Origin of the sequence: Chryseobacterium gossypii (assembly GCF_041361455.1) — a bacterium.
GTDB classification, from domain to species: Bacteria; Bacteroidota; Bacteroidia; order Flavobacteriales; family Weeksellaceae; genus Chryseobacterium; species Chryseobacterium gossypii.
The window spans coordinates 321,117-337,235 of the sequence record NZ_JBGCUR010000001.1 but is presented as its reverse complement, the minus strand read 5'-3'; the positions used below and the strand labels follow the sequence as shown (position 1 = coordinate 337,235).

General features: G+C 42.0%; 16 protein-coding genes. 14 read left to right on the top strand and 2 right to left on the bottom strand.

Annotated elements, in window-relative coordinates:
* Position 1: 1 nt before the first annotated feature.
* The gene (gene kduI, locus ABMQ40_RS01685; RefSeq protein ID WP_370895868.1) at positions 2-838 is read right to left on the bottom strand and encodes a 5-dehydro-4-deoxy-D-glucuronate isomerase; all 837 of its coding nucleotides are present in this window, start codon (positions 836-838) and stop codon (positions 2-4) included.
* 767 nt (positions 839-1,605) lie between these two features.
* Here kduI and ABMQ40_RS01680 point away from each other — a divergent pair.
* The 8 genes from ABMQ40_RS01680 (at position 1,606) to ABMQ40_RS01645 (ending at position 9,775) form a co-directional block, all read left to right on the top strand.
* Positions 1,606-2,601, top strand: a complete 996-nt coding sequence (locus ABMQ40_RS01680; RefSeq protein WP_370895866.1) for a DUF4861 family protein — start codon at positions 1,606-1,608, stop codon at positions 2,599-2,601.
* A gap of 10 nt (positions 2,602-2,611) precedes the next feature.
* On the top strand, positions 2,612-3,871 hold the full coding sequence (locus ABMQ40_RS01675; RefSeq protein WP_370895864.1) for a glycoside hydrolase family 88/105 protein: 1,260 nt from the start codon (positions 2,612-2,614) through the stop codon (positions 3,869-3,871).
* 95 nt (positions 3,872-3,966) lie between these two features.
* Entirely contained in the window at positions 3,967-5,598 is a 1,632-nt protein-coding gene (locus tag ABMQ40_RS01670) for a glycoside hydrolase family 43 protein (RefSeq protein WP_370895862.1), read from the top strand.
* Positions 5,599-5,608: 10 nt separating this feature from the next.
* Positions 5,609-6,598 (top strand): alpha/beta hydrolase, encoded by a 990-nt coding sequence (locus ABMQ40_RS01665; RefSeq protein ID WP_370895860.1) that lies wholly within the window; start codon positions 5,609-5,611, stop codon positions 6,596-6,598.
* A gap of 101 nt (positions 6,599-6,699) precedes the next feature.
* Positions 6,700-7,668 (top strand): pectinesterase family protein, encoded by a 969-nt coding sequence (locus tag ABMQ40_RS01660; RefSeq protein WP_370895858.1) that lies wholly within the window; start codon positions 6,700-6,702, stop codon positions 7,666-7,668.
* A gap of 9 nt (positions 7,669-7,677) precedes the next feature.
* The gene (locus ABMQ40_RS01655; RefSeq protein ID WP_370895856.1) at positions 7,678-8,415 is read left to right on the top strand and encodes a rhamnogalacturonan acetylesterase; all 738 of its coding nucleotides are present in this window, start codon (positions 7,678-7,680) and stop codon (positions 8,413-8,415) included.
* 52 nt (positions 8,416-8,467) lie between these two features.
* Entirely contained in the window at positions 8,468-8,809 is a 342-nt protein-coding gene (locus ABMQ40_RS01650; protein ID WP_370895854.1) for a cupin domain-containing protein, read from the top strand.
* 60 nt (positions 8,810-8,869) lie between these two features.
* Positions 8,870-9,775, top strand: a complete 906-nt coding sequence (locus ABMQ40_RS01645; protein ID WP_370895852.1) for an alpha/beta hydrolase — start codon at positions 8,870-8,872, stop codon at positions 9,773-9,775.
* 80 nt (positions 9,776-9,855) lie between these two features.
* Here ABMQ40_RS01645 and pdxR read toward each other — a convergent pair whose 3' ends face one another.
* Positions 9,856-11,319, bottom strand: coding sequence for a MocR-like pyridoxine biosynthesis transcription factor PdxR (gene pdxR / locus ABMQ40_RS01640; RefSeq protein WP_370895850.1), 1,464 nt, complete (start codon positions 11,317-11,319; stop codon positions 9,856-9,858).
* A gap of 79 nt (positions 11,320-11,398) precedes the next feature.
* Here pdxR and ABMQ40_RS01635 point away from each other — a divergent pair, with 79 nt between their 5' ends.
* From ABMQ40_RS01635 to ABMQ40_RS01610, 6 genes are all read left to right on the top strand, one after another.
* Positions 11,399-11,842 (top strand): DoxX family protein, encoded by a 444-nt coding sequence (locus ABMQ40_RS01635; protein WP_370895848.1) that lies wholly within the window; start codon positions 11,399-11,401, stop codon positions 11,840-11,842.
* A 49-nt stretch (positions 11,843-11,891) separates the two neighbouring features.
* A complete protein-coding gene (locus tag ABMQ40_RS01630; protein ID WP_370895846.1) occupies positions 11,892-12,836 on the top strand; it encodes an NADP-dependent oxidoreductase in 945 nt (314 codons plus the stop codon).
* A gap of 78 nt (positions 12,837-12,914) precedes the next feature.
* Positions 12,915-13,358: a carboxymuconolactone decarboxylase family protein gene (locus ABMQ40_RS01625; RefSeq protein ID WP_370895844.1), complete on the top strand. Its 444-nt coding sequence runs from the start codon at positions 12,915-12,917 to the stop codon at positions 13,356-13,358.
* A gap of 55 nt (positions 13,359-13,413) precedes the next feature.
* Positions 13,414-14,253: an AraC family transcriptional regulator gene (locus ABMQ40_RS01620; RefSeq protein ID WP_370895842.1), complete on the top strand. Its 840-nt coding sequence runs from the start codon at positions 13,414-13,416 to the stop codon at positions 14,251-14,253.
* Between the two features lie 414 nt (positions 14,254-14,667).
* Positions 14,668-15,324: a nitroreductase family protein gene (locus tag ABMQ40_RS01615; RefSeq protein ID WP_370895840.1), complete on the top strand. Its 657-nt coding sequence runs from the start codon at positions 14,668-14,670 to the stop codon at positions 15,322-15,324.
* 49 nt (positions 15,325-15,373) lie between these two features.
* Entirely contained in the window at positions 15,374-15,919 is a 546-nt protein-coding gene (locus ABMQ40_RS01610; RefSeq protein ID WP_370895838.1) for a carboxymuconolactone decarboxylase family protein, read from the top strand.
* Positions 15,920-16,119: the final 200 nt, after the last annotated feature.

The following is a 16,119-nucleotide window of genomic DNA, read 5'->3' as shown; positions in this document are numbered from 1 at the left end:
ATTACTTTAGTTCGTTAGTTTTGATACCGTCCATATCACCATAGTCCATATTTTCTCCGGCCATCCCCCAGATAAAGCTGTAATTAGAAGTTCCCGCTCCTGAGTGGATAGACCATTCCGGAGACAATACCGCCTGTCTGTTGGTAATAAAGAGATGACGCGTTTCATGAGGTTGTCCCATAAAATGGCTTACCGTCTGCCCTTCCTCCAGGTCAAAATAGAAATAGGCTTCCATTCTTCTGGTATGAGTATGCGCCGGCATCGTGTTCCAGACGCTTCCCGTATGCAGCTCGGTCATCCCCATTTGCAGCTGACAGGTCTCAAGCACAGAATTTACGATCAGTTTGTTGATGGTACGCCTGTTGGCATACTTTTCTTCACCTAATTCCACAATCTCAGCTTCATTTTTTGTGATCTTTCGTGTAGGATAGGCATGGTGGGCCGGGGCAGAATTGATGTAAAAATATGGCTGCTCATTACCCGATTTCTCAAAGATCACCTCCCTGGTGTCTTTCCCGATGTATAAGGCTTCTTTGTTTCCCAGCTCATATACCTCGCCGTCTGCCGTTACTTTTCCGGCACCGCCAACATTGATGATCCCCAACTCCCTTCTGTCCAGGAAGTGCTGAGTTTTCAGATCATCAGTAGGTTCCAGTTTCAGAGCCTGTGTTGAAGGCATTACACCTCCCACAATCAGCCTGTTATACATAGAATAGACCAGTCTTATTTTATCTTCATTGAATAAATCATCTATTAGAAACTCCCTTCTGAGATCTTCAGTATTATATTTTTTTACATCTTCAGGATGATGGGCGTAACGAAATTCTGATTGTATCATACTGCTTTATTTTTCTTTTTTTGGTTTCGGCAAACCAGTTAAACATTGCGTAATCGATTGCATAAAATTACACTAAATTGGCAAAAAATACTTGCGGTCTAAAGATATGATTATTCTTTAAATAGTTTATAAAAAATTAATTTAAATTCATAATTACCTACATTTCAAATAAATACAACCAAAACAATAACTAAAACCACATTATTTTTGCTATGAACTTTATTGTCCATATTAACCAAAAATCGCCGACTGCTTACTGTATCTTATAAATTTTGTCAGAACTAAGTCATTGAAACAACCATATCAATATAATAAAAACACATAAATACTGATACATATATCATACATAAAACCAACAAATAATGCAAAGTATAAAACAGGATTAATGTTTTCGATATTAAACTATGAAAAATCAGGAAAAGAGTGAAAATTTATTCCCAGGCTATCATTTTTGGGGATTTTTCAGGCCAGGAAGCGACCGGTTTTGAGCCAATACTACATTAAATCACAGCAGATTCTGTAGTTTTCATTGTGAATATTTTTAAATTCATAAATACCCAAAATACATTAATAATCAAACAATTAAATAATATGATCCAGAAAAATTCAGCAGTTCAGCATGATAAAACCAAAGAAAAACCATATTTTTTCTTTACCTTTTGGAAAATAGTATTAGATTAGAAGCTGGTATATTTTTATAAAAATTTACGCAATCGATTGCACTAACAAATACAGTTATTGATAAAACCTGTCTTAATAAAAATATTATGAAACTCAGTTGGTTAAAATTAGTTGTTGCAGCGGCACTGATCAGCTCAAGCCTTTCAGCGCAGACGGCTGTGATTGAAAAAATCAGGAAAAATCCAAAAGCCCCCTTTTCTTATGCGGAACTTTCCGTAAAAGAAGGCGGAAAATGGGAAGGCAATAAATACATCGGCGGAACTTTCAAAAACATTCATGAACTTGTGCTTCCTGCCGGACACACTGACCACTCGTACTATATCAGATATGAAGGTATCGGTCTGGAAAACAACCAGATTGGCTACAGGCTGTATCTGGACTGGAGAAATGCGACGGATATTTTCGGTAAAAAAGTAAACACGCTGGTTCTGCCGGAAGTCGGACAGGACGGCTTTGAATCTTATCATAATGATGCATCCTGGGGACAGGATATTTTAAATTCCGGCCGTACCATAGGTATCGGTTCTTATGGGAGATATGACGAGCAGAATGATTTTGTGGAAACTTTTAAGATGGTAAAAAGTACAACTGCCAAAGTAGCCAACGAAACAGACCGGTCTTATGCAACCATCAATTACAAAGGCTGGAAAACGTGGGGTGATGCCGTAGATCTGCGATCTAAACTTACAATTTTCAATAAGGACCGTTTTGTAAAGGTTGATTTAAGCCTAAGTACTGCGCTTTCAGGATTATGTACGGGAATTGTAGCCATCAAAGATATTCCGCTGAAACAGGGGATCAGTAAAAATAAAAAATGGGCTTACATTGCCACTTACGGGCAGCAGACGTTAGCAAAAAAAGACGATAACCTCGGAATGGCTGTCTTCTACCCTGTAGAAAGTTTTGAAAAATATGTAAAGACAAAATCTACACATGCCGTTGTTTTCAAGAAAACCCAAAATGTTTCCTATTATTTTTTAGCGGCCTGGTCCCGGGAACCTAACGGACTGACAACTGAGGAAGCCTTCTACCAGGACCTGGAAAAAAAACTGGATATGTTAGATAAAAACGATCAGCTATAAAGTTTAAGCTATGAATTTCATTAATCACAACATAAAGTTGCTGGCTTTTGCCGCTTTGGGCTCAGGAGTCCTTCTGATCCCGGCGCAAACAAAAACTGCTGCCGCAGCAAAGCCTGCAACGGAAGCTTCAAAATCCGGAAAAATAGTTCCTACCCATCTGAAATGGTCTGAAAGAATGATGCTTTCCGAAATGCACCGTTTCCCTGAATCCTGGATGCTGGATTTCAGCAAAAGCCCGAAATGGACCTATCCGTCGGCGATCGTCTTAGATGGTGCTGAAAAACTGTATGCTAAAACAGGTAAAAAAGAATATTATAACTACATCAGGGATTTCGGGGAAAAGCTCATCAAAGAGGATGGTACAATTCTTACCTACGACTTACAAAAGTATAATATAGACATGCTGAACAGCGGGAATGTGCTTCTGTATCTTTACGAAAAAGAGAAGAAAGAAAAATACCTCAGGGCTCTTCAGACACTCCGCCGGCAAATTGACGGGCAGCCAAGGACCAAAGAAGGCTCTTTCTGGCATAAAAAAATATATCCATACCAGGTCTGGCTTGATGGCCTGTATATGGGAATGCCTTTCTATACGCACTATACCCGGGATTTTGTAAAGGGTGCCGACGCAACGAAGGCATATGATGACGTTCTCTTCCAGTTTGATTCCGTCCAAAAAAACCTGTTAGATAAAAAGACAGGACTATTGTATCATGCCTGGGACGAAAGCCGCGAACAGAAATGGGCCGACAAACAAACAGGACTTTCTCCTAATTTCTGGGGAAGAGCGATGGGTTGGTACGGAATGGCAATGGTAGATGTTTTGGATTTCCTGCCTGAAGATCATCCGGGAAGGGCAAGACTGATCTCCTATATAAAATCATATACAGACGCCATCATCAAAGTTCAGGATAAGGAAAGCGGGCTTTGGTACCAGGTGCTGGATAAAGCCGGGCAGAAAGGAAACTATACCGAGGCCACAGCCTCATCAATGTTTGTTTATACCATTATCAAGGCGGTGAATAACGGATATCTGCCCAAATCCTATAAAGCTTATGCCCAAAAAGGCTACGACGGGATCATCAAAAATTTGATCACAGTGGATGAAAACGGCGTGGTCAACTTAAACAGATGTTGCGCTGTTGCCGGTTTAGGCGGGAACCCTTACAGAGACGGCTCTTACGAATATTACATCAACGAAGAGATCCGTTCCAATGATGCAAAGGGAACAGGTCCGTTCATTCTGGCAAGTCTGGAATTTGAAAAGTGATTGTACGGTTCATTATCCTAGACACAGCGTATCAAAATGAAGCATCTCCTAATTAAATCGCATTAAAATTAACAGATAGATCCAAATCTGACTTAATGAGGACAAAAAACATTTTAGATATAGCAACAATCGCACTTTCAACTTACCTCAGCGCGCAGGAAAAAAACTACGTTTCTGAGGTCTGGACTGCCGATTTGGGAAAAAATTACAGAAACCCGATCCTGTATGCAGATTATTCGGACCCGGATGTCATCCGTGTCGGTGAAGATTATTATATGACCGCTTCGAGCTTCAATGAAACTCCGGGACTGCCGATTCTTCATTCTAAAGATATGGTCAACTGGAAGCTGGTGAATCATGCTATCGGGGATGTGTTGCCAGCAGAATATTTTTCAATCCCGAGAAGAGGTGACGGCGTCTGGGCCCCGAGCATCCGTTTTCATAAAGGAGAATTTTACATTTACTGGGGAGATCCGGATTTCGGTATTTACATGGTAAAAACCAAAGATCCGCTCGGCGCGTGGGAAAAGCCTGTTTTAGTAATGGAAGGAAAAGGCCTGATCGATCCGTGCCCGTTCTGGGATGAAGATGGCAGTGCCTATCTGGTTCATGGCTGGGCAGGAAGCCGTGCGGGAGTAAAAAGTATTTTAACCCTCAATAAAATGGATCCTGGTGGGACAAAGGTTTTGGATAAAGGCGCTCACATTTTTGATGGCCATGGTGCACACCCGACAGTTGAAGGTCCTAAAATGTACAAAAGAAACGGCTATTATTACATTTTTGCCCCTGCGGGCGGTGTCGCTACCGGCTGGCAGCTGGTATTAAGGTCAAAGAATATCTACGGCCCTTACGAAGAAAAAATCGTGCTGGAACAAGGTTCAACGAAGATCAACGGTCCACATCAGGGTGCCTGGGTAGATACGCCCTCGGGTGAAAGCTGGTTCTATCACTTCCAGGATACGGGTACAGCCGGAAGGGTTGTTCATTTACAGCCTATGAAATGGGAGAAAGACTGGCCTGCAATGGGAACTGACCATAATAAGAACGGGATCGGTGAGCCGGTTTTAACTTATAAGAAACCCAATATTAAACGGATTCATCCTGTTGTAACACCTGCAGAAACGGATGAATTTGATGGTGATAAACGGGGGCTTCAATGGCAATGGAGTGCAAATGAAAATATCATCTGGTCATCCAAACTTCCCGGACAGAAATTTTTAAGATTATTCTCAATAAAAATTCCTGAAGGTGAAAAAAACCTGTGGAAGGTTCCGAATTTATTAACCCAAAAATTCCCGGCTCCAAACTTTGCCGCCTCCACAAAGGTTAAACTGATCCCTGAAGATGCCAAAGAAGGAAAGACCGCAGGCCTGCTGGTAATGGGCACAGACCATCAATCGATTGTCATTACCAACAAACCGGACGGATTTTATTTACAATTAAGAAGAGCGGAAAAAGTGGATAAAGGTGGTGAAGAAAAGGTTCTGCTTGAAACGAAACTAAAAGGTAACGAAGCATATTTAAAGGTAGATGTCAGTGAGCCGGGTGGCTTATGCCAGTTCAGCTATAGTGAAAACGGAAAGGATTTTACAAAAGCAGGCGATATTTTCCAGGCAAAACCGGGAAAATGGATTGGCGCTAAAATAGGTTTATACAGCATAAGTACTACGAAATCGCCTCGCGGGGGGTATGCGGATTTTGACTGGTTCAGAATTACTAAAAATTAATAATTCTTCCATGAGCCACAATCTTACGCTTAAAGCCTGTACCTCAGATAAACCGCCTAAAAACAGTATAAAAAATTCCATAAGCAAAATGATCTTTAACAAAAGGCATACTTATATTTCTATTTTTTTTGTGGGGACAATGGCATTCGGGCAGGTAAACCGACCGAATGCTACTCCTTACACAAACGAAAATACATTTGAAAAGCTCAAGAAGAAATATCCTTTCATTACTCCTATTGACCGGCCTGTTCCTGAGAATATCAGAATTGACAAAGGCTTAGAATATACCAGTATCAACGGGCTTTCCCTGAAAGCCGACGTATATTATCCTTCGGACGCATCAAAAAAATATCCGGGAATAGCAATGGTTCACGGTGGCGGATGGATTTCAGGAAGCAAAGACAATGAAAAATTTATGGCAATGGAACTGGCTTCCAAAGGATATGTAGTCATTGCGATCGGTTATCGGTTGGCTGATGTTGCCAGATATCCTGCCGGAGCTGAAGATATTGAAACCGGTATTCAATGGCTAAGGAAAAACCATGAAAAATATTCTTTGAACAAGAAAAAAATAGCGGTTTACGGTGAATCAGCCGGAGCACAGATCGCCACTTTGGTCGGAGTCAGGAAAAAAAATAAGCTTCAGGCCATAGTGAACGTTGATGGTATTGTTTCCTTTGTTCACAAGGAAGCGGATAAAGAGGGAGCTTATGCCGCATATTGGCTGGGATATCAGCGAAAAGATAATCCGAAAATATGGAAAGAAGCGTCACCGCTGGAATATGTGAATAAAAATACCCCTCCCACCCTTTTCATCAACAGCTCACAGCCCCGATTTCATGCGGGACGAGATGATATGATGAAAATATTAAAGGGCTACAACATTCCTACCGGGTTTTATGAAATCAAAGACGCTCCGCATTCATTCTGGTCAGCAGAACCCTGGTTTACGGAAACCCTGGATCATACACTGGATTTTTTAGATAAGGTTTTAAGGTAATGGGAATGACAGAGATAATAATATTTTCCTCCGGGATCATCAGAAAATAGATATGATATTGCCAGACAGAATCAGGTCCTTGCGTTAAAATAATATGACCTATGAAAAAATTATTTTTAATTCTCCTCATTTCGGCAGCAGACTTTCTCTTTGCAGGAAATGATCCGTACATAAGAATTACCGTTGCCAAAGACGGAAGCGGAGATTTCACATCCATTCAGAAGGCCATCAATTCTGTCAGGGATCTGGGTCCGGCGGAAGCACTGGTTTTTATCAGATCCGGAACCTATCATGAAAAAGTAATCATTCCGTCTTCAAAACATAAGATCACGTTAGAGGGCGAAAATAAAGACAACACCATCATTACCAACAATGATTTTTCCGGGAAACCGGACGCATTTAACGGAAAAATGACCACATTCGATTCTTATACGCTACTGGTGATGGGTGATGATATTAAAATCAGTAATCTGACCATTCAAAATTCTTCCTGTCATGAGGGACAGGCTGTTTCGCTTCATGTGGAAGGTGATCGTTTCATAATTAAAAACTCCAGAATTTTAGGGTGCCAGGACACGATCTATTCGGCCACAAATCATAGCAGGCAATATTTTGAGAACTGCTACATCGAAGGAACCACGGATTTTATCTTCGGGCAGGCAACAGCTGTTTTTAAAAACTGTACGATAAAAAGTTTAGCCGATTCTTACATTACTGCAGCCGCTACGGAGGCCGGAAAACCATACGGCTTTGTCTTTTTCAACTGTAAGCTGACTGCAAAAGAAGGTGTTACAAAAGTGTATTTGGGCAGGCCCTGGAGACCTTACGCCAAAACAGTTTTCATCAGCACAGAAATGGGCGGACACATCATTCCCGAAGGCTGGGATCCCTGGAAAGGAGACAAAATGTTTCCCGATAAAGAAAAAACAGCGTACTATGCAGAATCCGGAAGCAAAGGTGACGGCGGAAATACCTCGAAACGCGTAAGCTGGTCACATCAGCTGACAAAAAAGGAGTTGAAAAATTATACTATTGAAAAGATATTTAATCACTGGAAACCTAATAAATAATAATTTAAAATGAATAGAAGACTGGGCATACTATTATTATTCTTATCAATAGTGATTTTCGCACAACAGAGGCCTACTCTTTTCCTGATCGGTGATTCCACAATGGCCAATAAGGAAAACCCGGAGAAAAATCCCGAGTATGGCTGGGGACAGGTTTTACCACAATTTTTAACCACCGGAATTGAGGTTCAGAACCATGCGATGAACGGCAGAAGCTCAAAAAGCTTCAGAACGGAAGGGAGATGGGACAAAGTAGAAAAGCAATTGAAAAAAGGGGATTTTGTGATCATTCAGTTTGGGCACAATGACCAGAAGTTTAAAGACTCGACAAAGTTCACCAATCCTTACACCCAATACAGAGCCAATCTGGAAAGGTATGTGAATGAAACAAGGGCGAAAGGCGCGACACCTATTTTAATGACCTCCATAGTAAGAAGGAATTTTAATGAAAAGGGAGTCCTGATCGATACCCATAAAGAATATCCTTTGGTGGTAAGGATGGTAGCGGATGATTTGAAAGTGCCATTCGTGGATATGCAGCTGTTGACAGAACAGCTGGAAATTTCCTACGGTCCGGAAAATTCAAAAAAACTGCATCTGCATTATAAAGAAGGTGAAAATCCTTATTATCCGAAAGGTAAAGATGACGATACGCATTTGTCCAGGCTGGGAGCCGAATCTGTTGCCAAACTGGCTCTGAAAGATCTGAAAAAATTGAAAACCGGACTGGAAAAATATATCAAATAGATCGCTTAAATGCAAGACCTCAATAATTTGTAAATATTTAACTTAAAATACTATGAATTTCAAAAAAGAACCATTTTTCGATGGCAATTCCGGCTGGGAAGATCTTGGGGAAGGTGTTTCCAGGCAGTTTGTAGGATATAACGCTCAGGTGATGATGGTAATTGTAAGGTTTGAAAAAGATGCTGTAGGGCCTTTACACCAGCATTTTCATTCGCAGATCACCTATGTTTCTTCGGGGAGATTTGAGGTCACCGTAGACGGGGAAACTAAAGTTTTACGGCAGGGTGACGGATTTTTTGCCCAGCCCAATGTTTTTCATGGAGTAAAATGCCTGGAAGCAGGAACACTGATAGATGCTTTCACGCCATTCAGAGAAGATTTCCTTAAAGGCTGATGTATCAGATCACAAGCTTCCATTCTAGTAAAATACACTTTCACAATACATTAACAGGCTATGAAAAAATCTGTTTTCAACTTAATGATTTTCTTCCTTATTCAGTTACCGGCACAGGAAAAAATCACTCTCTGGCCCAAAGGTCAGATGCCGAACTCCAAAGGACTCTCTTTAAAAACTGAGGAAAAAGAAGGCAGAATTGTACAAATAAAGGAAACCGAACTGTTTGCTTTTTTACCTCCCAAAGAAGAAAGAAAGCAGATGGCGGTCATTGTCATTCCCGGTGGCGGATATTATAAGCTCACTTACGATCTGGGCGGATATCAGATCGCAAAATGGTTCAATACCCAGGGGATTTCAGCTTTTGTTCTAAATTACAGACTACCGACTTCACCTGATTTAAAGCAAAGGGAAATAGCCCCGTTACAGGATATCCAGGCCGCAATAAAATACCTTAGAAAAAATGCGGGATATTATGGTATTTCGCCGGAGCAGATCGGTGTGATCGGAACTTCGGCAGGCGGACACCTGGCAGCCACCGTCAGTAATATTTCTACTGATTACACCGAATTAAAAGGTGATTGGGAGAATTTTTCCACGGTTCCCAATTTTGCAATTCTGGTTTCTCCGGTTATTGATCTGGGAGAATTTGCCCATGTGGGAAGCCGTAAAAGCTTACTTGGCGAAGAGGCTTCCCCGGAAAAGATCAAAGAATACTCCATGCAGAATCGGGTAACGGAAAAAACTCCACCTACCATTCTGTTCCATGCCCAAAACGATCGTACGGTCCCCGTGATCAACAGTATCTTATATTATGAGGCTATGCTGAGGAACAAAGTAAAGGGCGCCTTGTTCATCTTTCCCGAAGGTGAGCATAAAATCGGGATCACCAACAAATCTGAACTCACCGATAACTGGAAAAAGCTATGCTCGGACTGGCTGAAAACCATTTTCAACAATAAGTAGTGTATGGATAAGGCTGGTCCGGTAAGCTTATCATTCAATGGCAATTCCCTTCGGGACTTGTTTAGCATTTGGATATCATGTTATAAACAGGATTTTAAAATTGATATGGCTTTTTCCTGCTCATGGAAACTTAAACTGGCAAATCCCATGCGGATGGAATTATAATCATTACCTGTCGTATTATATTTGCTGCCGTCACTAATTCCCAAACCTTTAAGGCCTGCATTCAATGAAAGCTTTTTTAAATCTACATCATTGAATTTTGTCCATACGCACATCCCTCCGTCTGGTACACCGAAGCTTACCTTTTCTCCCAGCTGATCTTTTAAAAGATCACAAAAATGGTCTCTTCTTTCCTTATACGTTTTTAATGCCTTTTTGATGTGCCTGGTCATGGTGCCATCGCGGAAAAGTTCCGCTATAACCGCTTCTGAAAATGTGTCTCCCTGGAAATCAATCAAATTACGGTATGATGCGGCACGGTTGATAAAATTCTCATTGGCGGTCAAAAAACCGATCCGGATAGACGGTGCTAAAGTCTTCGTCAGCGTGCCTACATATACCACGCTTCCATACCGGTCTATACTGGCCATAGGCATCATAGGTTTGCTGCTGTAGTGAAAATCGTAATCGTAATCATCCTCAATAATGGCAAAACTGTATTTCCTGGCTAATTCAAGTAAACGGATCCGCCGTTCAGGTGACAGGGTGACCGTTGTGGGATAATGATGATGGGGAACAGTATAAACCAAACGGATAGGTCTGGTTTTGCAAATTTGCTCAACAGCATCGATGTCCATTCCATATTCATCGACACGTACCTTATTGATATTCAATTCCAATTGATTAAAGATCCGCCGGGCGAAACGAAAACCGGGCTCACTCATGATCACATGGTCACCAGGCTGCGTAATGATACGGGAAGCTAAATAAATCCCCATGGTTGCGCCTCTGGTGATCATTAAATTATCTTCGTTCACAGGCAGGCCCCTTGTATCATTCAGGTAGCCTGACAATACCTTTCTTAATAGCCCGTTCCCTTTAGGTGTGGCATACTGCAGATACCTGGTATAGGTTGGCATTCTGGATAAGCCTTTCATGCTGCGGGCTATTTCCCTCACCGGCGCTAACCTTAGATCCGGAAAACCGTCGTCTATTACCAGTTGGCCCGGTTTGCCGGTTATCAGGTTAGGAATTCCGACCCGATCTTCATTGACAGGGAATGGCAGGCCGGGAGGTTTTAAAAAAGGGCTGGTATTCTCCGTAATTTCTTTTGGTTGTAATATGGGTAATTGGTCATTGATAAAACTCCCCTTTCTTGCATGTTGAATAATCCAGCCCTGTGCCTTTAATTCTTCGTAAGCGGCAACTACCGTCATACGGTTGATATTCAGCAGATCCGCTAAGCTACGGGAACCGGGCATTTTCCTTCCTTTTCGCAGCCGCCCGCTCAGTATCTGATGAATTATTGCATTGGCAAGCTGCAGATAGATAGGAACGTCAGCAGATCTTTCAATAGTAATTAAATCGCGGAATTTTTCCATCTGGATTAGCTATTATATTCAAACTGGATTATCAGGTTAATCCAGTAAAAATATAAATTTAGCTTAAAATCAGAAAGATATGGAGAAAAAATTATCCATAGCATCGCTTTTACTGAGAATTGGTCTCGGTATTACCTTTTTATCCGCAGTTGCAGGAAGGTTTGGATTCTGGAATGAATCAACGGGATGGCATGACTTTTTGGAATATACCGCTTCCGTCAATTCATTCGTTCCGAAAGGAATGATCCCTTTTCTGGCAGTAAGTGCCACAGTGCTTGAAACGATGTTCGCTGTATTACTGATCATTGGTTACAAGACCAGACTTGTCGCCCTGGGGGCTTCCATACTCACCTTATTATTTGGTTTGGCCATGGCATATTCTTTCGGATTAAAAAGTCCGCTGGATTACAGTGTATTTGTGGATTGTACTGCTGCATTCCTGCTGGCAAGCATTCCAAGATATGAACTGAGTCTGGATGATTATATCAATAAAAAACACCAGAAAGCATTATCCTCAATATGAAGGAAATGCTGTCAACAAGAATCTATATTAATCTCAAAAAACAAATGGTATGAAAGAAGAAAAAAGTAAGCAAACGATGAAGGCCATTGTGGTCACCGATCCCAATATGGATACCAATGGCATGACCTTACAGAGCAGGCCTGTTCCGGAACCGGCATTAAATGACGTCATTGTTCAGGTATATGCTTCAGGGTTTACTTCGGGTGAACTGACATGGCCCTCAACATGGACTGACCGGCTAGGCCGCGACCGAAGCCCATCCGTACCGGGACACGAATTGGCAGGAGTGGTAATTGCCCTGGGCTATGGTGCCACAGGAGTATCTTTAGGACAACGTGTATTTGGCCTTACGGATTGGACCCGTGATGGTTCTTTGGCTGAATATATTGCTGTTGAAGCACGTAATCTGGCCCCATTACCGGGAGATATTGATTTTACAGACGGTGCAAGTATCATCATTCCTGGTTTGACTGCGTGGCAGGGGCTTTTTGATCTTGGCCGGCTTCAGGCAGGACAGTCCGTTCTTGTACATGGAGTGGCAGGTGCGGTAGGCTCAATGGCAGCCCAGCTTGCCCACCACGCCGGAGCTTACGTCATCGGAACCGGACGCGGTGACGATCAGCAGGCAGCGTTTGAGTTCGGAGCTCATGAGTTTGTCAATCTTGAAAAAGATAGCCTTCAGGATATTGGTTCAGTAGATCTGGTATTTGATGTTTTTGGTGGTGAAATCGCTGAAAAATCTGCATCACTCATCAGGCCTAAGGGAACATTAGTGACGATTGCCGGTCCTACCGACGTGAAACCAGCAGACGGAATAGCCATTGATTTTGTTGTAGAGGCTAACCGGACTCAACTGATTGAAATTGCCGGGTTGTTGCGTAATGGCAAACTTAAAACAAATATTGGCCAGATTGAAAGTCTGGAGAATGCCGTAACCGCATTCAACCCCACAAGAAAGATCAAAGGAAAAACAATTATACAGGTCCGTAAATAATCATATCTCTCATACCGGGATATGGCTACAAGAAATCAGAATAGAAAAAAATATACAAAACAATAAATTATACAGATTATGCTAAAAACAAGAATGGACATCGGAAAAGCGGAACCTAAATTATACCGGGCAATGGGCACTGCTGATAAATATTTACCAACACTGGAGCTTGATGCCAGGCTTCAGGAACTTATCCGGACACGGATCTCGCAGATCAACGGCTGTGGTTACTGTATCAACACCCATACGCAATCGGCATTGGGGCTGGGAGAAACTCCACAACGCTTATTTGCCTTATCAGCCTGGTGGGAAACGCCTTTCTTTACAGAAACCGAACAGGCCGCCCTGAAATTAGCAGAGGAAGTCGCTCAGATCGATAAAGGCGGCGTATCGGACGAAACCTACGAACGTGCACTGGCATTGCTGGGCGAGCAACAACTGGCGCAGGTGATTTTTGTTACCGTTACTATCGGCAGCTGGAACCGTATTGCCATTGCAATGCACATGGTAGCCGGAGAATAAACAACTCTTGATATTGATAACAGAAATAATTACACTTAAATAAAATCCGGAGATCTTGATCAGGGAATATAACGAAAGGACAACATCGGCCTGGTTCGCCATGCATATTAATAACAGATTATTTTCAGGAAAAGGACCTGGCCTGCTACGGTCCTATCCTGTTAATACTTTTGTATATAATAAAGGTAAAGCACAGGAGGTCCTGATAGACGAGGTTTCCTACGTTATGCCTGCCCAAAGCATATTACCTCTGGTTTCCAATCAGCATTTCACTTTTCAGCAACCGGAAAACCTCACCGTTTGGCAATACAACAGAGATTTTTACTGCATTATAGATCATGATGCTGAGGTAGGTTGTGCAGGCTTCCTTTTTTATGGGATAAAACACCCGATGTTTATTGTTCTGAACGACCAGGATGCGGAGGATCTGTTATATCTGGAAAAGGTGTTTTCGGAAGAATTAATGATCCATGACCATTTTCAGGGAGAAATGCTTCGCACATTATTAAAAAGGATCATCATAAAAATTACAAGAATAGCCAAACTCCAAAATGAAAGTTATCAACAATTTCCAGATGAAAAGATGGAGATTGTCCGAAAATTCTCCTTATTGGTAGAGCAAAATTTCAAAGAGCAGCACAAGGTTAGCTTTTATGCAGGTGCCCTTAATATGGCGCCAAAATCCCTGACTAACCAGTTTGCATTTTTAAAGCAGCCAACACCCTCAACAATCATTCGGGAAAGACTTATCCTTGAAGCTAAGCGGTATTTACACTATACAGAAAAATCCGCTAAGGAGATCGCCTATGACCTCGGATTTGAAAGCCCAGCCCATTTCAGCAGATTTTTTAAGACCTATGCCGGAATAAACATCTCTTCGTTCAGAAGTAATTAGAAAGATCCGTCATTACATTAAGATCCATTCAATAATCATTACTCTTCAGCTTAAGCAATGAAGCAAATAATCTATAGGGTTAGCATACTCAAGTGTTAAACCTTGTCGATCATGAGTCAGCTGGAGTCAGCTGGATTTCACCCGGGAAGTCAGATAAGCTTAGTATGGGCACAGACTCCTTTCTCCCTACCTTCTTAAAAGCTCATATCCCCATGCAGCTGTGCATGGCTCCAGCCGGTCCTACGCAGGAAAAACTATCGGATAACAAGAAAAAAGATCGCACCCTATAATCAACTTAACATAGGAATTCAGACAACCCAAAAGGTATTATAGACACCTCCTCAGCCTATTTGCTACCCTACCTTTGTAATGTCAATAAGAAACAATCTTTTTTAACATAAAACATTTTAAATCATGGAAAACACATCCAACATTGTGCAAACAAAAGAAGTTTCTAGCAATATTGTTATTGAAACTATTTTAAACCGTAGGGCAACTAAATATTACGACCCTACCGCTATCTTAACCGAAGATCAGATCCGGGAACTTGTAAGAATTGGCACAACGGCCCCGACATCCTTTCACATGCAAAACTGGCGCTTTATTGCTGTACATTCTGCAGAAGCAAAGGCCAGATTGAGCCCGATTGCCTGGAATCAGCCTGCGATTAAGGAAGCTTCCGTCACCTTCATCGTCATCGGTCAGTTAGCTGATTCGACTGTCATCCCGGAACGGCTGCAACCGGTGGTTGAAGCCGGCATCATGCCTGCAAAACTGATTCCGGACTGGGAAATCCCTGCCCGCAACCTGTATGCCGACTATCCTCAACGTCAACGTGACGAGGCGGTACGAAGCGGGACTATTGGTGCCACAACCATGATGTATATAGCAAGCTCTTGGGGATTGGGTTCGACCCCCATGATCGGTTTTGATGCCGAGGCTGTCCACAAGGAATTCGGGCTGGCAGAAAACGAAATACCCGTCCTGTTATTATCTGTAGGTGCAGAACGCCAGGGAAACTGGATACAAAAACCACGCCGACCGGTTTCCGAAGTGTTAAACTTTGTATAAATAATACCTTTAAACAATATCATTACATCTAATTCTTAAAATTACTAAAATGGCCAGAACAAAAATTTTAAATCCGGAAAATGTGCCGGCTGACTCAAAGCAAACCTTGGATGCGTTTACGAAAAACATCGGATTCACTCCAAATATGATGGCAGCTTTTGCCCAAAGTCCTATAGCCTTCAACGCGTGGGCCACACTGCTGAATTCACTGAGCAGGGCACTTGATGTGAAGACCCGCGACAGTATTGGCTTAGCAGTCTCAGAGGTCAATGGTTGCAACTACTGTCTGACAGTTCATAGTTTTACTGCCCAGCATATGGCTCAGCTTACGCCTGAAGAGATCATCCTCGCAAGGAAGGGGCATGCCAATGATCCAAAGCGGGATGCAGCAGTACAATTTGCACGAAAAGTGATTGAAAGCCGGGGAAATATCAATGACGCAGATGTATCAGCCGTCAGAGACGCAGGCTATACCGATGCCAATATCATGGAGATCGTTGCCCTGGTTGCTATGTACTCATTAACAAACTTTTTCAATAATGTCTTTGATCCTGAAAAGGATTTCCCTGCAGTTGCTCCTGCGGGCGCTATTTGATCATCTGTCATATCCTTTCAGCTCATCATTTGAGAAAGTATAATAAACAACCATCCTTAAACGGACACCAAACAAAAAATGCTGTAAAATATATTACAGCATTTTTACTATTTAAACAATTGCGGTCCGAACCGGCATCTGAACAGGCTATTAACACTGATTATTTTTATCTTGAAAATTAAAAGTGTCACGATTGGCCA